This is a genomic window from Janthinobacterium goodfellowi, assembly GCF_051380695.1.
GTDB lineage: Bacteria > Pseudomonadota > Gammaproteobacteria > Burkholderiales > Burkholderiaceae_D > Janthinobacterium.
Window position 1 is genome coordinate 38,549 of sequence record NZ_JBNYXN010000008.1, and the last position, 19,442, is coordinate 57,990.

A 19,442-nucleotide genomic window follows, 5' to 3' on the forward strand; every position below is an offset into this window, starting at 1 on the left:
AGTGGCCATGCTTATTTCTTTTCCGCTTTGGCTTTCGCGACCAGCACGTCCATCACGGTGAGCGCCTGGGCGTTCAGTTGTTCTTCGTTCTTGGCCGACTTGCTGCCCTGATCGGCTTGCGAAGGCGAGGTGATGTAGCGGCCGTCGATGGCGATCATGGGCCAGAACGTCACGTTATAGCCCTGCATCATGGCGTCCGCGCGGCGCACGCGGGCCGAGACGCCCATCGAACGGTAGGTGTCGATGAATTTCTGGCGATCCACGCCCTGCTTGGCGACGAAGTCGAAGACGGCGTCGTCGGTGTTCAGGCGGTTGCGCTCCACGTGCATGGCGTGGAAGACGCCGGTATGCAGCTTGTCGACCAGGCCCATGGCTTGCAGGGTGAAGAACAAACGCTGCTGCGGCGCCACGCTCTCGTCGCGCGACACGTGCACGCGCTTGAAGACGATGTTGTCGCCCTGTTTCTTGACCCAGGCTGCCAGCTGCGGCTCGAGCACGTTGCAGTGCGGGCAGTAATAGGCGAAGAATTCCGTCACTTCGATTTTCTTGCCCGATTCCGTCGCCTGCGGCGCGGGCAGGGTTTCGTATTCGACGCCGTTCTTCGGCTCGGCCGGCGAGGCGGAGGCGCCCAGGGCGATGCTGCACAGGGCGGCGGCGAACAGGATTTTCTTCAGAAAACGCATGCTGATTCCTTATTTTTGATTGCGGACGACGGCGACATCGATGCCGTTTTCGGACAGTTTGGTGCGCGCGCGATTCATCGCTTCGAGCTGGTTGAACGGCCCGATGCGCACGCGGTGCAGCACGCCGGCATCGGTGCTGCGGTCGCTGATGGCCGCTTCGAAGCCGAGCAGCGCCAGTTTGCCGCGCGTGCTTTCGGCGTCCGACATGTCATGGAAGGCGCCGGCCTGCAGATAATAAATCCATTTGTCGCTGGCTGCATCGGACTTGGCCTCGGCTTTCACGTCGGCCTTGGCTTGCGGCGCGGGCGCTGCCGCCGGCGTTTTCGGCGCCGGCTTGTCCTTCAATGTACCGATCAATTCCTGCAGCGCGTCCGGCGGCGGGGCCTTCGGCTGCTGCGCGGGTGCTGGCGCCGGCGCCGGTGCGGCTGGCTGCGTCGGCGTGACGATCTCGCGCGGCTCCTTGGAGAAGTCGCGCGCCGCTTCCTTGGCCGCTTCCTTGTTGCCGTACATCGGCTTGTTCGGGTCGGCGATCTGGCCGGCCGTCGGTTCGGCCGATTTGCCGGCCTTGCCCGACTTGTCGGTGAAGGGCGAGGCGCCCTTGGTGATCACCAGGGCGACCACCACGGCGATGCCCAGGCCGATGACCAGGCCGATGATGATGCCGACCAGGGTGTTGCCCTGCTGGCGCCGGGTCGAAGAGAAGCGGGAAGCATGATTCATTGACGATTAGACCTTCGCGATTACATTTTGTTTGGCGCGGACACGCCGATCAGTGCCAGGCCGTTGCGCAATACCTGGCGCGCGGCGATGACGAGGGCCAGGCGGGCCATCTTGACGGCTTCGTCCTCGACCAGCACTTTTTCGGCGAAGTAGAAGCTGTGCAGGTTGGCGGCCAGGTCGCGCAGGTAGAAGGCGACCTGGTGCGGACCCAGTTCCGCTTGCGCGCGCGCCAGCATTTCCGGGTAGGCGGCAAGGGTCGCCAGCAGGGTCGCTTCGGTCGGCGCCGTCAGCGGGGACAAGTCCACGCCGGCGACCGTGCTTGCATCGCCGCCCCAGTTTTCCAGGATGCGGCAGATGCGCGCATGCGCGTACTGCACGTAATAGACGGGGTTTTCATCGGTGGTTTTCAGCGCCACGTCGACGTCGAAGACGAATTCCGTGTCGGCCTTGCGCGAGATCAGGAAGAAGCGCACGGCGTCGCGGCCCTTGGCGATGTCGCCGCCGCCCGACCATTCGATCAGGTCGCGCACGGTCACGTAGGAGCCGGCGCGCTTGGAGATCTTGACTTCCTCGCCGTCCTTCATGACGGTGACCATCTTGTGCAGCACGTAGTCGGGGTAGCCTTGCGGGATGCCCATGTCGACGGCCTGCAGGCCGGCGCGCACGCGCGCGATGGTGCCGTGGTGGTCGCTGCCCTGGATATTGATGGCCTGCACGAAACCGCGCTGCCATTTCACCAGGTGATAGGCGACGTCGGGCACGAAATACGTGTAGGTGCCGTCCGTCTTGCGCATGACGCGGTCCTTGTCGTCGCCGAAGTCGGTCGTGCGCAGCCACAGCGCGCCATCCTGTTCATACGTGTGGCCGGCCTTGATCAAGGTGTCGACGGCGCTGTTGACCTTGCCGTCCGCGTACAGCGACGATTCGAGGTAGTAATTGTCGAACTTCACGCCGAAGGCCAGCAAGTCGATGTCCTGCTCGTTGCGCAGGTAGGTGACGGCGAAGGGGCGGATCGAATCGATGTCTTCCACGTTGCCGTTGGCCGTGGCTGGCAAGCCATCGCTGGCCGATACCGTCTTGCCGGCCTTGAAGTCGTTGGCGATGTCGGCGATGTAGTCGCCGTTGTAGGCGGACTCGGGCCATTCGGCGTCGCCCGGCTTGAAGCCGCGCGCGCGCGCCTGCACGGAATTGGCCAGGGTCTGGATCTGCACGCCCGCGTCGTTGTAATAGAACTCGCGCGTCACCTGGTAGCCTTGCGCGTCGAACAGCGAGGACAGGGCGTCGCCCAGGGCCGCCTGGCGGCCGTGGCCCACGTGCAGCGGACCGGTCGGGTTGGCCGAGACGAATTCCAGGATGACTTGCTTGCCGGCACCTGCCGTGCTGCGGCCATAGCTGTCGGCCTCGCTCAAGATGGTTTTCACCACGGCCTGCTTGGCGGCGGCGGAGACGCGCACGTTGATGAAGCCGGGGCCGGCGATTTCCACTGCCTCGATCAGGCCCTTGCCAGCCGGGTTGGCCAGCACGGCCGTCACGATGGTTTGCGCCAGTTCGCGCGGGTTCTGTTTCAGCTGCTTGGCCAGTTGCATGGCGATATTGCAGGCGACGTCGCCATGCGATGCATCGCGTGGTCGCTCGAGCACCACGGATGGCGTCAGCGAAGTGCCGGCCAGGACGGGAGCGAGGGCGGCCTGGAACAGGGCGATGATTTCTTGTTTCTGTTGGGCGAGCATGAGCAGGATGGCGGTGGAACCGCGTTAAGAATGAATAGAATGAATCGAAAAGCAAAACGGACGGCAAGTACCCAAGCCGCCCAGACTGCGTTAATTATACTGGTTTGCCGCCGGGAACAATACGCTTGCCGGCAAGCTTCCCGTGGCGGCGCATTTCACGATATTATCAGGACAGCATGCCCATGTTGGTGCGCGAAAACATCAGCGTGGTGCATTCTGCTTGTATATATGCAGTTTTTTGCCGCAATTTACATGTATCGCTGCAATCGCTTGGGCCAGAGGGCGCCACAAACGCTACAATCGACCCTTTATTGATGACGCGCGGCCGCGCCTTTGCCACCATGCAGCCCGCCGCGCGCAGCCACACCGGATAACTATGAACAAGCGCCCCACGCTGAAATTGAAAACCAAGCCGGCGCCAGGCCAGGCTCCTGCCCCTGCCGCACCGAAATTGCGTCCCAGCTATCATCCCGACCTGAAACCGGTCTTGCAGCCAGGCTTCCAACCCGATCTGCGCGCCGACTCGCTGGCGTTTTGCCTGCTGGGCGCGGCCAATGCCGTGGCGCAAGTGCGCACGGGCACGGCCCTGCCGCAGGCGCTGGCCAAGGTGTTTGCGCAATCGAACGCCAGCCCGCAGGCGCGCGGCGCCATCCAGGATATTTCCTACCGCACCATGCGCCAGCTGGGCCGCAGCGAAACGCTGGTCGGCCTGATGACGTCGAAGGCGCCGGAGCCGCCGATGCTTGCTGCCCTGCTGTGCTGCGCGCTGTCCTTGATGTCGGCCGAGCCGGGCGAGCAGCCGTACGAAGAATTCACGGTGGTCGACCAGGCTGTCACGGTGGCCACCTCGCATCCTGACCTGGCGCATGCCAAGGGCATGGTCAACGCCGTCTTGCGCCGCTTCTTGCGCGAGCGCAAATCGTTGCTGGAAGCGGCCCTGCAGCAACCTTTGGCGCAATGGAATTATCCGCAGTGGTGGATCGATTCGCTGCGCCTGGCCTATCCGCGCGACTGGCAAGCCATTTTGACGGCCGGCAATGCCGTACCGCCATTGACGTTGCGCGTGAATCGCCGCAAGAGCACGGTCGAAGCCTACCTGGCCGTGTTGCAGGAAGCGGGTATCGCCGCGCGTCAGGTGGGACCGTTTGCCGTGCGCCTCGATAAGCCGATCGGCGTGGCGCTGATCCCCGGCTTCGAGCAGGGCGTCGTCTCCGTGCAGGATGCTGGCGCCCAGTTGGCCGCACCGCTGCTGGATTTGCAGGACGGCATGCGCGTGTTGGACGCCTGCGCGGCACCGGGCGGCAAGACCTGCCACATCCTCGAGCTGGCCGACGTGCACGTGACGGCCATCGATGCGGACGCCAAGCGCCTGCCGCGCATCGCGGAAAACCTCGAGCGCCTGGGCCTGGACGCCACGCTGAAGGCGCAGGACGCGCAATCGAGCGCCTGGTGGGACGGCCAGCAGTACGACCGCATCCTGGCCGACGTGCCGTGCACGGCCTCGGGCATCGTGCGCCGCCATCCCGACATCCGCTGGTTGCGCCGCAAGGGTGACGCGTTCCAACTTGCAACACTTTCATCCAAAATTCTGGACAACCTGTGGCAGATGCTGCGCCCCGATGGTAAATTGCTGTTCGTGACTTGTTCATTGTGGCCGCAAGAGTCCGAGGCACAGGCGGCGGCATTTGCGGTGCGCAATAATGCGACCCGATTGACAGCGCCTGGCCAGCTGTTGCCAACTGGCAGCGCGGAGCAGGACCACGACGGTTTGTTCTATGCGCTATTCCAAAAAAATGCGGCTTGAGCGATTCGTCGAACCTTTTCCTACGGACACTATCGGCACACTTGTGACAACACGACTCTTCCGACTCCTGGCCCTGTTGCTGATGCTGGCATGTAGCATGCCACGCGCGCATGCTGCCGACATGGTCGAGATCACCCGTGCCTACATCGAGGCTAGCGAAGAGGGCTACAAGCTGGCCGCCACGTATTCCTTCGAGCTCAATCACGACCTCGATGATGCGGTACAACATGGCGTGCCGCTGTATTTCACGACGGAAATTGAACTGACCCGGCCCCGCTGGTACTGGTTCGATGAAAAAGCCATCGTGGCGCGCCAGACCAGCAAGCTGTCGTACAACGTGCTCACGCGCCAGTATCATGTGTCGGGCGGCGGCTTGCAGCAAAGCTTCCCCACGCTCGACGACGCGCTGTTCCTGATCCGCCGTCCCAGCCGCTGGCTGGTGGCGCGGCGCGGCGAGCTGAAAGTGGGGCAGACATATAACGTCACCTTGCGCATGGGCATGGACCGCGACTACCTACCCAAGCCGATACAGGTCAATGCCTTCAATAACAGCGACTGGCGCCTGGCTTCGAATAAAAAAACCTTCTTGTATACGGCGGAGTAGTGAGTCAAGCATTGCGCTATCTGCTGGTGGTGGGCGGCGGCATAGTCAGTATCCTGCTGTTCCTGCTGGCGTCGGCTTCCGATAATTCCGGCTTTTTCGACCGTTACTACACCTGGCTGCTGGGCCTGAACGCGGCCGTGGCCGTGTCGCTGCTGGCGCTGGTGGGCATTTCCCTGGCCCGCCTGTACGCGCGCTACAAGAGCGGCAAGTTCGGCTCCAAGCTGATGACGCGCCTGGTGATGCTGTTCGCCGCCGTCGGCATCCTGCCGGGCCTGGTGATTTTCCTCGTTTCCGTGCAATTCGTCTCCCACTCCATCGAATCCTGGTTCAACGTCAAGATCGAAGCGGCGCTGGAATCGGGGATTGAGCTGGGCCGCGCCGGCCTCGATGCGGCCCTGGTCGAGCTCGACCACCGGGGCCACAAGGCGGTCGAGGAACTGGGCGCCGATCCGGTGGCCGGTCCGGCGGTGCTGACCAGCCTGCTGCGCGAAGAGGGCATGCAAAACGTCATGCTCGTCAGCGGCGACGGTGTGCTGCTGGCCAGCGCCGGGCCGCACAGCGCGGCCGACTTGCCGACGCCGGCCATGCTGGTGCAGGCAGCCTTGCCGGCCGGCTATGCCTCCGCAGAGGGCGGGCTGGAGCTGCATGACGATGGCACGGAGTCGGGCGGCGGCGGTTTCCGCTCGGGCCTGCCGGCGTCGCTGGAAACGGCGGCCAGCCTGCGCCTGCGCGTGCTGGTGGCCGTGCCGGGGCCCTCCGTCTCGCCCCGCTACCTGCAACTGCTGCAGGCGGTGCCGCCCAAGCTGGCGACGAATGGCGAAGTGCTGCGCGCCGCCTACAGCGAATACAAGGAACGTTTCGTCGCGCGCGTGGGATTGCGCAAGATGTACATGGAAATCCTCACCTTGACCTTGCTGCTGGCCATCTTTGGCGCCATCGGCAGCGCTTTCCTGATCGCCGGCAACCTGGCCCAACCGCTGCTGCTGCTGGCGGAGGGCACGCGCGCCGTGGCCGAGGGTGACCTGTCGCCGCGTCCCATCGTCGCCACCAAGGATGAACTGGGTACCCTGACGCAATCGTTCAACATCATGACGCGCCAGCTGCTCGATGCGCGCACGGCCGTGGAAAGCAACCGCGCCGCGCTGCAAAACGCCAAGGCCCACCTGGAATCGGTGCTGGCGAACATGTCGGCCGGCGTGATGGTGCTCGACGGCGATTTCAAGCTGGTCACCTGCAACGAGTCGGTCGAGCGCATCCTCCAGCATTCGGGCATGAGCATGGTGGGCCAGCCGCTGGCACATATTGCTGGAATGGAAGAGTTTGGCGGCACCATCATCAGTGCCTTCACGGCGCAAAGCGCGCAATCGGCGTCGGGCCGGCAGCAGCGCCTGCACTGGCAGCGGCAAATCGAGATTCCGCGCCGCCTGGGCAGCAGTGCCGACGAGCATGACATCACCTTGCTGGCGCGCGGCTCGCGCCTGCCGCTGGAGTCGGGCAGCGGCTACATCGTCGTGTTCGATGATATTTCCGACGTCATTTCCGCGCAGCGCTCGATCGCCTGGGGCGAGGTGGCGCGCCGCCTGGCGCATGAAATCAAGAATCCGCTCACGCCCATCCAGCTGTCGGCCGAGCGCTTGCAGATGAAGCTCGAAGACAAGCTGGAGCCGCGCGACGCCGAACTGCTCAGCCGCGCCACCACCACCATCGTCAAGCAGGTCGATGCGATGAAGCGCATGGTTGACGACTTCCGCGACTATGCGCGCACGCCGCCGGCCGTGCTCGTGCCCTTGCGCCTGAACGAGCTGATCGAAGAGATATTGAACCTGTACCTGCGCGGCGACGATGGCGACATCATCCACCCGCTGCTGGCGCCGAATCTGCCGATGGTGATGGGCGATCCGACCCAGTTGCGCCAGGTGATCCATAACCTGCTGCAGAACGCGCAGGATGCCATGGCCGACTTGCCGCCGGACTCGCCGCATCCGCGGATTGACGTAAGGACGGAAGCAATTCATTATCGCAGTGCGGACGGCGGCGTGAATATCGCCGTACGGCTGGCCATCACCGACAATGGTCCTGGTTTTGCGCCAAAAATCCTGGCGCGGGCCTTCGAGCCCTATGTGACCTCGAAGGCGCGCGGCACGGGATTGGGCCTGGCGATGGTCAAGAAAATTATCGATGAACACGGCGGACGCATCGATATCGAGAACCGGGTCGACGGCAATGGCGCTTCGGTGGTCATTTTGCTGTTAAAGTTAGCTCCCGACACTCCTGCCCAGGAATTCCTGGCGTGAGGGTCTGGTTTAGTATTTAAAACACTAATAAAATCATAGTTGTCCGCCGCGTACATCTTGTGCGCGACGGCCGGCGAAATGAGGAAGGCAAGACACGAATGGCAAACATACTCGTAGTGGATGATGAAATGGGTATCCGTGAGTTGCTCTCGGAAATTTTGGGCGACGAAGGACATGCTATCCAGCTGGCCGAAAATGCGCAGCAGGCGCGCGAAGCGCGTGCCGCCGGTGCGCCGGATCTGGTATTGCTGGATATCTGGATGCCCGACACGGATGGCGTCACCTTGCTCAAGGAGTGGCAGCGCGATGGCTTGCTGACCATGCCGGTGATCATGATGTCGGGTCACGCCACCATCGATACGGCAGTCGAGGCGACGCGTATCGGCGCCATGAACTTCCTGGAAAAACCGATTGCCCTGCAAAAACTGCTGAAGGCAGTCCAGCAAGGCTTGACACGGGCACAGGAAACCGTGCGCGCGCCGAGCGTGGCGCCGCGTCCGGTGGCACCCGTGGTGGCCGAGGAAAGCAGCCATCCCGTGCCCAGCTTTGGCGGCAGCGCGCCGCAACAGCTGATGGTGCGCCCAGGCATCGCCGTACCGGCGGTGGCCGAAGGCCATGGCTACAACCTGTCATTCGACTTGCCGCTGCGCGAGGCGCGCGACGCCTTCGAGCGCATGTATTTCGAACACCACCTGGGCCGCGAAGGCGGCAGCATGACCCGCGTGGCGGAAAAAACGGGCCTGGAACGCACCCATTTGTACCGCAAGCTGAAACAGCTGGGTGTCGAACCGGGCAAGCTGGCCAAGAAAGGCCTGTGACGGCAGCCGTGCGGCGTCCAACGCCGCTGACCCTGGTCAGCGGTGGTCGCGCCGCCGAGCGCGAGGCGGCCATCGCGCAAGCCTTGCAGCCTGGCCAGCCGGCCGCCGTGATCCTCGAAGGCCTCGCTGACGGCAATGCCATCCTGGCCGACCTGGCCGAGCAAATTCCCCCTTCTCCATCGTTTCCATTGCAACTGTTGCGCATCGCGCCCGGTTGCCTGTGCTGCAGCGGCAATCTCGTATTGCGTGTAACATTAAATCGTCTGCTGCGCCATCCGCCCGCGCGCCTGTTCATCAGCCTGGCCGACGCCTCGCACATTGAACAGCTGCGCACCTGGCTGACGGCCAGTCCCTACGATGTCCTGCTGGCGCTGGAACCCGACCTGCTTGTTTCCTGAACGTGGTTGCCTGACGGTATTACCGCAGTCGCAGTTTGCATCTCGTTACAACTCTGTAGCCCGCAGGGTGGCCTGGCCGCTTGAAATGGCGGCGTGGGAACCCCACCTCTGTCCTGAAACCGCAAGAGTTTCTCTTGCTTGAGCGAAGGATGCAAAATGAACCTGATCTATAACAGCGAACAATACAGCGTCGTGGAATTCGGCGTCGATGGCGACCTGGATGCCCTGCGCTTCGGCGGTTATGAAATCGTCGACAAGGGCGGCAAGCGCGAGACTTTCATCGCGGGAATCCTCGCGCAAAACTTCCGCCGCGACGTCACGGAACTGATTGCCAGCGAACCCAGCATGGAAGAGATCGATGAATTTTTGGGCAGCTATGATTCCCTCATGAGCCAGCCGGTCCTGTTGCACTGATTCTGGCTGTCTGATGGCGATCGCCACCATACCAATCCGCAAGGCGGCATGGTATGGTGGGCATGTTATCCCGCTGCAAACAGACCATGTGCCAACTTCTCGGAATGAATTGCAATGTCCCTACGGACATTGTCTTTAGTTTTACCGGCTTCGCCATGCGCGGCGGCCATACCGATACCCACCATGACGGCTGGGGCATCGCCTTCTTCGAGGGTGCCGGCGTGCGCCATTTCGTCGACCACCAGGCGGCCATCGCTTCGCCCGTGGCCGAACTGATCAAACGCTACCCCATCAAGTCGCGCAATGTCATCGCGCATATCCGCAAGGCGACCCAGGGCCAGGTGGCGCTGGAAAATTGCCACCCGTTCGTGCGCGAACTGTGGGGCCGCTACTGGGTCTTTGCCCATAATGGCGACTTGAAGCAATTCAACCCCGTGCTGACGGGCAGTTACCGCCCCGTCGGCTGCACGGACAGCGAACGGGCCTTCTGCTACCTGCTGCAGGAATTGCACGCGCGCTTTGGCGACGCCCCGCCGGCCTTGCCGCAACTGCATGCCGCGCTGGCGGAATTGTTGCCCAGCATCGCGGCCCACGGCACGTTCAACATGATGCTGTCGAGCGGCGAGGCGCTGTTTGCCCATTGCTCGACCAGCTTGCACTATCTGGTGCGACAACATCCGTTTCCAACTGCTAAACTCTCCGATGAAGACCTGAGCGTGGACTTTTCCCAGGTGACGACGCCCCAGGACAGAGTTGCCGTGATCGTTACCCAGCCGCTGACGACGAATGAGCAATGGACGGCGTTTGCGCCCGGCGAATTGAAATTATTTGTCGACGGCGTGGTGCAAGACACGCCAGCGGTCTAATTTGTTGACGACAATACGCTGGATTGCTGCCAAAATACCCACAGCGCGGGCGAAATTCAGCTAAAGTATTGTCAATAGTGAACCTTGATGCGGGCGCCGCGCGGCCGGTGTCACTCGACGTGATTGATGAAGAGTTAATGATCGATATTTCCAGCAACGACATCACCCCGAAACCCTTGCGCGTGCGCGAGTTCTATCTGGGTCGACAACCTATCCTCGACCGCAACCAGGCCCTGTTCGGCTATGAGTTGCTATTCCGCAACGCTCCGGTCGGCCCCGCCAACATTACCAGCGACCTGTCCGCCACGGCATCCGTGATCGCCCACGCCTCCCAGCTGGGCATGGAAAAGGTCATCGGCGATGCGCTCGGTTTCGTCAATGTCGATGCCGACGTGATCATGAGCGACATCTTCGTGTTCCTGCCGCGTGAAAAAGTGGTGCTGGAAATCGTCGAATCGATGCCCGTCACGCCGGAAGTGCGCGCGCGCATCAGCGAACTGGTGGGTCACGGCTTTACTTTCGCGCTGGAAAACGTCGTCTCCGATACGGCGCAAGTGCAGGAACTGTTACCGCTGGTGCAATACGTCAAGATGGACATGAGCACGGTCGATCCGAAAGTGCTGGCAGCGCTGGCACCCCGTTTCAAGCAGGAAAACAAGAAACTGGTGGCGGAAAAGGTCGAGACGCGCGAAGAATTCAAGTCGGGCCTGGACCTGGGCTTCGATTATTTCCAGGGTTATTACTTTGCCAAGCCCGCCATCATGACGGGCAAGAAGCTGTCGCCGTCGCAACTGGCCGTCATGGAACTGATGACGCTGGTGACGTCCGACGCCGACAACATGGAGATCGAGCGCGCCATCAAGCGCGACGTGTCGCTGGCCCTGAACCTGCTGCGCCTAGTCAATACGCCGGCCGTGGGCGCGCGCCAGCGCATCGATTCGCTGAGCCAGGCCGTGACCGTGCTGGGCCGCCGGCAGTTGCAGCGCTGGCTGCAGATCATGCTGTACGCGGAACCAAGCAAGCGCGGCCATAGCATGACGCCGCTGCTGATGCTGGCCACCACGCGCGGCCGCCTGCTGGAACTGCTGGCGCATAAACTGCGCCCGAACCATGCCCATTCAGCCGATATCGCCTTTACGGTCGGCATCATGTCGCTGATGGATACCCTGTTCGGCGTGCCGATGTCGGAAATCCTCAGCCAGATCGAAGTCATCGACGAAGTGGCCGAAGCGCTGCTGTCGCGCGAAGGCTTCTACGGCGACCTGCTGCGCCTGGCCGAATGCATCGAGCGCATCGAAGACATGGAAGGCGAGATCGTGCCGACCTTGCGCGACCTGGCCATGTCGCCGGACGACCTGGTGGAGCTGGAAATGGCCGCCTACGAATGGAGCGATAACGTTGTCAGGTATGCTTTGTAATGGCGCCTGACCTGAGCTACTGCGCGTCGGTATAGGCGGCCTGCGATGCTCACCGTACTTTAGTACGGTTGCGCTTCTTAGCCACCTCTCCCTTCCGCTCGCTACGCTCATGCCAGGCGCTGTGACGTCGCGTATCAGCTGTGTTGTTCATAAAAGCCCTGCACGGCGTCGCCGTGACAGGGCTTTTTTACGCCGCTACGCTGCCGCGCCGGGCCAGTGCTTGTGCAGTTCGGGGTCGGTGCGCAGTTCCCACAGGGCCAGCACGACGACGGCGATACCGACGATCAGCTCGTTCCACATGACGACGCGCTGATCGGCCAGCCGCAGTACCCACGGCGACACGGCCACCCAGACGCCCACCAGCAGGTTGACGACGACGGCCCAGAAATAGGTCTTGTACAGATCGAAGGCGGCCAGCACGGCGACGACCAGGCCCGAGATAAAGGCGTTGATCATCTGCGGCGAGCCTTCAGGGTAGGAAAAGGCCCAGGGCGAGACGAGCAGCCACAGGCCCAGCAACAGGATCACCTGATCCTGCCAGCGTTTCAGTTTGAAGTTGGTTGCCATATTACCTCCTTGCCAGTTGGGGAACGGGCCGGAGCGGGCATGCAGCATGCCAGCCGGCATACTGCGTTAGTGCGCTTCGGCGCGCGATAAGTTCCGCGCGCCTTGTGCTTATATTATGGCACTACGACAGATTCGGCGCCAGCCAGCGTTCCACGTCCTCGATGCTGGCGCCACGGCGCTTGGCCATGTCTTCCACCTGGTCCATGCCGATCTTGCCGACGACGAAGTATTTCGACTCCGGATGGGCAAAATAGAAGCCGGACACGGCCGCGCCGGGGAACATGGCATACGATTCCGTCAGCTGCATGCCGATTTCCTCGGCCTGCATGACCTCGAACATCTGTTTCTTGACCGTGTGCTCGGGGCAGGCCGGGTAGCCGGGCGCCGGGCGGATGCCGACATATTTCTCGGCGATCATGTCGTCGTTGCCCAGATGCTCGTCCGGCACATAGCCCCACAAATCCTTGCGCACGCGCTCATGCAGGTATTCGGCAAACGCCTCGGCCAGACGGTCCGCCAGCGACTTCAACATGATGGACGAGTAATCGTCGTGCGCATCCTCGAAGCGTTTTTCATACTTTTCGATGCCCAGGCCGGACGTCACGGCAAACATGCCGATGTAATCCTTCACGCCCGATGCCTTTGGCGCAATGAAGTCGGCCAGGCACTGGTTCGGACGCTGCACGCCGTCGACCACGGGCTTGACACCTTGCTGGCGCATGCCGTAGTACGTGAACGCCACGGTACTGCGCGTATCGTCCGTGTACACCTCGATATCGTCGTCATTGACGCTATTCGCCGGCAGCAGGGACACGACGCCGTTGGCCGTCAGCCAGCGCCCGTCGATGAGTTTTTTCAGCAAGGCCTGGCCTTCCGCATAGACCTTGGTGGCTGCGTCGCCCACCACTTCATCCGTCAAGATGGCGGGGAAGGGGCCGGCCAGGTCCCAGGTCTGGAAGAACGGGCCCCAGTCGATATAGTTGGCCAGGGTAGCCAGGTCGACATTCTTGAACACGCGGCGGCCGATGAACTTCGGCTTCACGGGCGTGCAGGCGCCATCGAAGGGCACGACCATCTTGTTGGCACGGGCTTGCGCCAGCGGCAATATGGGCAGGGCCTTCTTGTTGGCATGTTGCTCGCGGATGCGCGCGTAGTCGAGCTCGATGTCTTCCACGTATTTGTCGCGCTGTTCCGGCGTCAGCAATGATTGCGCCACGGACACGGAGCGCGAAGCGTCCGGCACGTAGATGACGGGACCTTCGTAGTTGTGCGCGATTTTCACGGCCGTGTGGGCGCGGCTGGTGGTGGCGCCGCCGATCAAGAGGGGAATCTTAAGCATGCGGAAATGTTCGTCGCGCTGCATTTCCTTGGCGACATACGCCATTTCTTCCAGCGATGGCGTGATCAGGCCCGAGAGACCGATGATGTCGGCGTTTTCCACCTTGGCGCGCGCGAGGATTTCCGAGCACGGCACCATCACGCCCATGTTCACCACTTCGAAGTTATTGCATTGCAAGACTACCGTGACGATATTCTTGCCGATGTCATGCACGTCGCCTTTCACGGTCGCCATGATGATCTTGCCTTTCGGCTTGGCGACGATGCCCGTGCGCTGCTCTTCCAGCAGTTTTTCTTCCTCGATGAACGGAATCAGATGGGCCACGGCCTGCTTCATCACGCGCGCCGATTTCACCACTTGCGGCAGGAACATTTTACCCTGGCCAAACAGGTCGCCGACCACGTCCATGCCGGCCATCAAGGGGCCTTCGATCACGTGGATGGGGCGCCCGCCATTGTGCAGCAGCTGCTGGCGCGCTTCTTCCGTGTCTTCCACGATGAATTGCGTGATGCCGTGCACCAGCGCGTGCGACAGGCGTTCCTGTACCGTGCCTTCGCGCCAGGCCAGGGTTTGCGCCTCGGCCTTGCCGCCCGCCTTCAGGGTGCCGGCAAATTCGATCATGCGTTCGGTCGAGTCTTCGCGGCGGTTCAGCACCACGTCTTCCACGCGCTCGCGCAATTCCGGGTCCAGATTGTCGTACACGCCCACCATGCCGGCGTTGACGATGCCCATGGTCATGCCCGCCTTGATGGCGTGGTACAGGAAGACGGTATGGATGGCTTCGCGGGCGGGATCGTTGCCGCGGAAACTGAACGACACGTTCGATACGCCGCCCGAGATCTTCGCGTACGGCAAGTTTTCCTTGATCCAGCGCGTGGCGTTGATGAAATCGACGGCGTAGTTGTTGTGCTCTTCGATGCCGGTGGCGACGGCAAAGATGTTCGGGTCGAAAATGATGTCTTCGGGCGGGAAGTCCAGCGCATCGATCAGCAAGTGATAGGCGCGCGCGCAAATCTCGATCTTGCGCTCGAAGGTGTCGGCTTGCCCTTTTTCATCGAAAGCCATGACGATCACGGCCGCGCCATAGCGGCGGCACAGTTTCGCCTGGCGCAGGAATTCTTCCTCGCCTTCCTTCATGGAAATCGAGTTGACGATGGCCTTGCCCTGCACGCATTTCAAACCCGCTTCGATGACCGACCATTTCGACGAGTCGACCATGATGGGCACGCGCGAAATATCGGGTTCCGAGGCGATCAGGTTCAGGAAACGCGTCATGGCGGCCAGCGAATCGAGCATCGCCTCGTCCATATTGATGTCGATCACTTGCGCGCCGTTTTCCACTTGCTGGCGGGCAACGGACAAGGCTTCGTCGTATTGCTCGTTGAGAATCATGCGCGCGAACGCTTTGGAGCCCGTGACGTTGGTGCGCTCGCCCACGTTGACGAACAGCGACTCGTCGTTGACGACGAACGGTTCCAGGCCCGCGAGGCGCAAGTCGTGCGATGGGGCCGGCACCGTGCGCGGCGTGTTTTTCGACAGCAATGCGCCGATGGCGGCGATGTGCTCGGGCGTGGTGCCGCAGCAGCCGCCCGCCATGTTCAAAAAGCCCGCGTCGGCGAATTCGCGCAGCAAGGCGGAGGTGTCGGCCGGCAATTCGTCGAAGCCCGTGTCGCTCATGGGGTTGGGCAAGCCCGCGTTCGGGTAGATGCAGACGAAGGTGTCGGCGATCTTGGCCAGCTCTTCCGCGTACGGGCGCATCAGGGCGGCGCCCAGCGCGCAGTTCAGGCCGATGGTCAGCGGTTTCGCGTGGCGCACGGAATTCCAGAAGGCGGGCACGGTCTGGCCCGACAGGATACGGCCCGAGGCGTCCGTGACGGTGCCGGAAATCATCAGCGGCAGGCGCACGACGGTCGGATTCTGCTCGTAGTACAGGTCGATGGCGAACAGGGCCGCCTTGCAGTTCAACGTATCAAAGATGGTTTCCACCAGCAGTACGTCGGCGCCGCCTTCCACCAGGCCCTGCGTCTGCTGCAGGTAGGCGGCCACCAGCTGGTCGAAACTGACGTTGCGCGCGGCCGGGTCGTTGACGTCGGGCGAGATCGACGCCGTCTTCGGCGTGGGTCCCAGGGCGCCGGCGACGAAGCGCGGCTTGTCCGGGGTGGAATACTTGTCGCAGGCGGCGCGCGCCAGTTTTGCCGCCTGGACGTTCATTTCATAGGCCAGGTGGGCCATGTGGTAATCGTCCTGCGCGATCGTCGTGGCGCCGAAGGTATTCGTTTCGATCAGGTCGGCGCCGGCCGCCAGGTAGCGCTCGTGGATTTCCTGGATGATGTGCGGCTGCGTCAGGGTCAGCAGCTCATTGTTGCCCTTGACGAACAGTTCGCGCGCGCCGCTGTCGGCCGGCGCGGCGAAATCGATGAAGCGGCCGGCAGGACCGCCACGGTAGGCTTCTTCGTCGAGCTTGTACTGCTGGATGATCGTGCCCATGGCGCCGTCGAGGATCATGATCCGCTGCGCCAGGATGGCGCGCAAGGTGGCTTCGGTCGGGGACATGGCGGGGATCACGGTATCGTTCATTTCATGCTTTCAATAGGCAAACGGGCGGCGGCGCGGCGACAAGACTGTACGGGGCGGTTGCGGGCCAGCAGGATCAGCTGACGGAGAGTGCCGGCCGGGTAGGGCAGGCAGAAGGTGGCAATCGCCTGATTTCACCGGGTCTAAAATTATACGGCATCAGGCTGCTTTGGTTTTAAGCAAAAGCGGCCGTTCGCCCCACGGCAGGCCTTCTTGCAACACATCGCCTTGCCCCGCCCCCGCTGCTGAAAATTACATTCCTGAAAATCTTACTCAAAACGTTAATTCTTCCGCCAAAATTGGCAGGAAGGCACGACGTCTAGGCTGTGGAAAAATTTCCACATTATTTGCGCTATCTCAAGATATTTTTAATGAATTGAATAGCAATAGCTGCAAAGGAAAATAATCTTGATTTAAGACAATACAGAGTGACGCGAATAATTCCCAGAATAAAAATTTCTAAGCAGATATCTTAATTATTATCAAAACCAATTGAATCAAAAGCATTAATAGTTGTCTTTGGGAATCGAATTAACCCATAATATTGGTTCTTCGAACTTAAATTCTCACCAAAAGTCACCAATATGTCACATTTCTCTCGTGTCCTGCCCGGCATCGCGCTGCACCAACATGGTTGCCAGCCATGAAAAACCATCTGCTTGTGGCTTTGTTTGTCGTGCTGGGCTTGTCCGCTTGCGGCGGGGGCGGCGGTGGCGGTGGTGACACGGTGGTGGCGACCACGTCGGGCAATCCCGTCGTGATTCCTGCCGTGACGGCCGTCTCGGCGGCGAACGTTGCCGTCGGTGGCAGCCTGGTGGTGACGGGCACGAATCTGAGCCGTGTGACGGCCTTCCACGTCGGGGGCGTGACGGTTGCCAGCACTGCCGTCAGCGACACCAGCGTGACCCTGACCATGCCGGGCGTACCCGTCACGGGTGCCTTGAGCCTGGTCAGCGCCAGCGGCACGGCGGCCACCAGCTATAACGTGAACGTGTACCTGCCGCTGAGCGTGAGCAGCGTTGCGCCGGCGACGGGCGGTGTCGGTTCCAGCGTGACGATCGCGGGCGGCGGCATGGGCGCCGTGACGGCGGTGCAGTTCGGCAATGGCGCGGCGGCAACGCCGCAAAGCCAGACGGCGGGCAGCGTGACGGTGCTGGTGCCTGCGGGCGCGGCAACGGGACCGCTGACGGTGCGCGGTCCGTACAACGATGTCATCAGCAGCGACACGTACACGGTCCTGGCCAGCGTGGCGGTGACATCGATCACGTCGGCCGTCAACGGCGCGACCTTGTCAGTGACAGTGCAGGGCAGCAATCTCGACCAAGTCAGCGCGGCGACGGTGGGCAGTACGCCAGCCGTCATCGTCAGCGCCAGTTCCAGCCAACTGGTATTATCCGCGCCAGCCTCGGCAACGGGCAGCGTGATGCTGTCGGCCGCTGCGCGCATCGCCGTGAATGCGGGCACGGTATCGGCCTTTACCTTGGGCAGCATTGATTTCGCGCAGGTACTGAACCTGAACGCCAGCGATGCAGCCTTGCGCCTGACGCGCGGCAAGTCGGCCGCCGTGCGCGTGTCCGTGCTCGCTACGCAAGCGGGCCAGGCCAGCCCGGCCGTGGTCTTGAATGCGACGGCCGCCAATGGCAGCAACTTGGGCAGCATCACCATGAGCGGTCCATCGGTCTTGCCGACGGTGAAAAGCGATTACAGTTTCAACGGCAACTTCAGCGCCGTCCTGCCTGCTGGCTGGATCTTGCCCGGCGTGCGCGTGCGCGTGACGGCCGTGGGCAATGATGGTACGCAAGTGAGCCAGGAAGCGGCGCCCGTCGTGGCCAGCGCGGCGAAAATCCACCTGGTGCTGGTGCCGCTGAGCACCGACGATGGCGTGGCGCAACTGCCTGACGCCGAGGTGATCCGCACCGCGCTGACCCGCGTGTATCCGTATGCGGCGGAAAATATCAGCATTACCACGCGCGCCCCGCTGAGCGTGCCGGGCAGCAGCACGGCCGACAGCTGGTGGAACACGACCCTGGAAGCCCTGAACAGCAAGCGCGCCCAGGAAGATAACGGCGCCTATTATTATGGCTTCGTGCCGAAAATGTCCTCCACGCGTGCCGCCGGTCTGGCATATGTCAATCCGGCTGGCAGCGACAGCGCCTTTACGGCGGCCATCGGCCTGGACGCCAGGTTCAGCAGCATTGCCTCTGTCGATCCGTTCGGCAATAGCTGGCCTGAATGGCTGACCACGCTTGTGCATGAGCTGGGCCACAATCATTCGCTCAAGCACGTCGCTTGCGGCGGCCCGGCCGGTGCGGTCACCGACTACCCGTATGCAAACGGCGACCTGGGGCCGCAACCGCTGTACAACAGCAGCTATGCGGGCGGCATCGGCCAGTTGAGCAAGGCAGTCTACGGCAGCACGCCGATGAAGGACGTGATGAGCTATTGCAGCGGCGCCTGGTTCTCCGACTACAGCTATGTGCGGGTGCAGCAATTCCTGGAAAGCCGCAGCACGCTGGCGACGGGCAGCAATGTGCTGGCCGCCAGCATGTCCGTGGCCGAGAACGGCTATCTGACCATTTCCGGCCGCATCACGCCGACGGGCGTGGCCCTGCGCCCTGCCGTGGCTTCGTCGACGCGCACCGGCGGCGCCGCCAGTGGCAGCGGCCATGCATATACCCTGCGCGTGTTGATGGCGTCGGGACAGACTATCGACTTGCCCTTCGATGGGGTCTCCGTGGCTGACCATGGCGGCAGCGCCATGAGCCATTTCCGCGTCAGCTTCGCCAATCCGGGCGACATCAGCGATGTACAAGTGCTGCAAAATGGCAAGGCCCTGGCCAAGCTGGAGCGTCCGGCGCGCCGCAGCAAGGCCGCCGCCAACGATGCCACGTTCGACGCGGCACAAAGCGGCGGCAAGCTGGCGCTGGTCTGGAATGCCGAGGCGGAACCCTACGCCGCCGTACTGCACGTGGCCGCCGATGGCCGCAAGACGGTGGTCGCCAGTGACTTGACGGGTGGCAAAGCCAGCGTCGATGTCAGCGCCTTGCCGGCCGGTGGCCGCTTCGAGGTCAGCCTGTCGTCGTCCGTGGGCGGACGTTTGATGAAGGTGCAGCGCCGCTAAGCCAGCGGGCTGGATGCAACGAGGGCTTGCCGCGGCAAGCCCTTTTTTGTGTGTGTGGAATATGCACAGATCCTGTACCTGGCGAGGGCTGC

14 protein-coding genes are annotated in these 19,442 nt (G+C 62.3%); 9 read left to right on the forward strand and 5 right to left on the reverse strand.

Going from position 1 to position 19,442, the window contains the following annotated elements; all coding sequences use genetic code 11:
* Nucleotides 1-11: 11 nt before the first annotated feature.
* Genes ACQ4WQ_RS25120 through argS form a run of 3 tightly spaced genes read right to left on the reverse strand, consistent with a single transcriptional unit; the run spans nt 12 to nt 3,133 of the window.
* On the reverse strand, nt 12-683 hold the full coding sequence (locus ACQ4WQ_RS25120) for a thiol:disulfide interchange protein DsbA/DsbL (RefSeq protein WP_230506386.1): 672 nt from the start codon (nt 681-683) through the stop codon (nt 12-14).
* Between the two features lie 9 nt (nt 684-692).
* On the reverse strand, nt 693-1,403 hold the full coding sequence (locus tag ACQ4WQ_RS25125; RefSeq protein ID WP_436500816.1) for an SPOR domain-containing protein: 711 nt from the start codon (nt 1,401-1,403) through the stop codon (nt 693-695).
* Between the two features lie 20 nt (nt 1,404-1,423).
* Entirely contained in the window at nt 1,424-3,133 is a 1,710-nt protein-coding gene (gene argS, locus ACQ4WQ_RS25130) for an arginine--tRNA ligase (RefSeq protein ID WP_436500818.1), read from the reverse strand.
* Between the two features lie 376 nt (nt 3,134-3,509).
* On the opposite strand from argS, the gene rsmB reads away from it, so the two are divergent.
* The 8 genes from rsmB (at nt 3,510) to ACQ4WQ_RS25170 (ending at nt 11,749) form a co-directional block, all read left to right on the forward strand.
* Nucleotides 3,510-4,937 carry a 16S rRNA (cytosine(967)-C(5))-methyltransferase RsmB gene (gene rsmB / locus ACQ4WQ_RS25135; RefSeq protein ID WP_436500820.1) on the forward strand — a complete coding sequence of 476 codons (1,428 nt, stop codon included), beginning with the start codon at nt 3,510-3,512 and terminating at the stop codon, nt 4,935-4,937.
* A 97-nt stretch (nt 4,938-5,034) separates the two neighbouring features.
* On the forward strand, nt 5,035-5,541 hold the full coding sequence (locus ACQ4WQ_RS25140) for a DUF4390 domain-containing protein (RefSeq protein ID WP_226939765.1): 507 nt from the start codon (nt 5,035-5,037) through the stop codon (nt 5,539-5,541).
* A complete protein-coding gene (locus ACQ4WQ_RS25145; RefSeq protein ID WP_436500823.1) occupies nt 5,541-7,835 on the forward strand; it encodes a sensor histidine kinase in 2,295 nt (764 codons plus the stop codon). Before ACQ4WQ_RS25140 ends, ACQ4WQ_RS25145 begins: the two co-directional genes overlap by 1 nt.
* 98 nt (nt 7,836-7,933) lie before the next feature.
* Entirely contained in the window at nt 7,934-8,653 is a 720-nt protein-coding gene (locus ACQ4WQ_RS25150) for a response regulator (RefSeq protein WP_034749318.1), read from the forward strand.
* Complete coding sequence (locus ACQ4WQ_RS25155) at nt 8,650-9,051, forward strand: GTPase (RefSeq protein WP_436500825.1); 402 nt, start codon at nt 8,650-8,652, stop codon at nt 9,049-9,051. The genes ACQ4WQ_RS25150 and ACQ4WQ_RS25155 overlap by 4 nt, the downstream gene beginning before the upstream one ends.
* 156 nt (nt 9,052-9,207) lie before the next feature.
* Complete coding sequence (locus ACQ4WQ_RS25160) at nt 9,208-9,465, forward strand: BTH_I0359 family protein (protein WP_436500827.1); 258 nt, start codon at nt 9,208-9,210, stop codon at nt 9,463-9,465.
* 86 nt (nt 9,466-9,551) lie between these two features.
* Nucleotides 9,552-10,331, forward strand: coding sequence for a class II glutamine amidotransferase (locus tag ACQ4WQ_RS25165; RefSeq protein ID WP_326458149.1), 780 nt, complete (start codon nt 9,552-9,554; stop codon nt 10,329-10,331).
* Between the two features lie 137 nt (nt 10,332-10,468).
* The gene (locus tag ACQ4WQ_RS25170) at nt 10,469-11,749 is read left to right on the forward strand and encodes an EAL and HDOD domain-containing protein (RefSeq protein WP_326458150.1); all 1,281 of its coding nucleotides are present in this window, start codon (nt 10,469-10,471) and stop codon (nt 11,747-11,749) included.
* Between the two features lie 195 nt (nt 11,750-11,944).
* On the opposite strand, the gene ACQ4WQ_RS25175 is transcribed toward ACQ4WQ_RS25170, so the two are convergent.
* Together ACQ4WQ_RS25175 and metH are read right to left on the reverse strand one after the other, a co-directional pair.
* Entirely contained in the window at nt 11,945-12,316 is a 372-nt protein-coding gene (locus ACQ4WQ_RS25175) for an SPW repeat protein (RefSeq protein ID WP_326458151.1), read from the reverse strand.
* A gap of 121 nt (nt 12,317-12,437) precedes the next feature.
* Nucleotides 12,438-16,232, reverse strand: a complete 3,795-nt coding sequence (gene metH, locus ACQ4WQ_RS25180; RefSeq protein WP_436500830.1) for a methionine synthase — start codon at nt 16,230-16,232, stop codon at nt 12,438-12,440.
* Nucleotides 16,233-16,872: 640 nt separating this feature from the next.
* Here metH and ACQ4WQ_RS25185 point away from each other — a divergent pair.
* On the forward strand, nt 16,873-19,350 hold the full coding sequence (locus ACQ4WQ_RS25185) for an IPT/TIG domain-containing protein (RefSeq protein WP_436500832.1): 2,478 nt from the start codon (nt 16,873-16,875) through the stop codon (nt 19,348-19,350).
* Nucleotides 19,351-19,442 lie beyond the last annotated feature (92 nt).

Bases quoted from the DNA above. Each gene is read 5' to 3' on its own strand.
- ACQ4WQ_RS25175 (WP_326458151.1), bottom strand. From the start codon at position 12,316: ATGGCAACCAACTTCAAACTGAAACGCTGGCAGGATCAGGTGATCCTG.
- ACQ4WQ_RS25160 (WP_436500827.1), top strand. From the start codon at position 9,208: ATGAACCTGATCTATAACAGCGAACAATACAGCGTCGTGGAATTCGGC.
- ACQ4WQ_RS25140 (WP_226939765.1), top strand. From the start codon at position 5,035: ATGCCACGCGCGCATGCTGCCGACATGGTCGAGATCACCCGTGCCTAC.
- rsmB (WP_436500820.1), top strand. From the start codon at position 3,510: ATGAACAAGCGCCCCACGCTGAAATTGAAAACCAAGCCGGCGCCAGGC.
- ACQ4WQ_RS25170 (WP_326458150.1), top strand. From the start codon at position 10,469: ATGATCGATATTTCCAGCAACGACATCACCCCGAAACCCTTGCGCGTG.
- argS (WP_436500818.1), bottom strand. From the start codon at position 3,133: ATGCTCGCCCAACAGAAACAAGAAATCATCGCCCTGTTCCAGGCCGCC.
- ACQ4WQ_RS25120 (WP_230506386.1), bottom strand. From the start codon at position 683: ATGCGTTTTCTGAAGAAAATCCTGTTCGCCGCCGCCCTGTGCAGCATC.
- ACQ4WQ_RS25185 (WP_436500832.1), top strand. From the start codon at position 16,873: ATGAAAAACCATCTGCTTGTGGCTTTGTTTGTCGTGCTGGGCTTGTCC.
- ACQ4WQ_RS25125 (WP_436500816.1), bottom strand. From the start codon at position 1,403: ATGAATCATGCTTCCCGCTTCTCTTCGACCCGGCGCCAGCAGGGCAAC.
- ACQ4WQ_RS25165 (WP_326458149.1), top strand. From the start codon at position 9,552: ATGTGCCAACTTCTCGGAATGAATTGCAATGTCCCTACGGACATTGTC.
- ACQ4WQ_RS25150 (WP_034749318.1), top strand. From the start codon at position 7,934: ATGGCAAACATACTCGTAGTGGATGATGAAATGGGTATCCGTGAGTTG.
- metH (WP_436500830.1), bottom strand. From the start codon at position 16,232: ATGAACGATACCGTGATCCCCGCCATGTCCCCGACCGAAGCCACCTTG.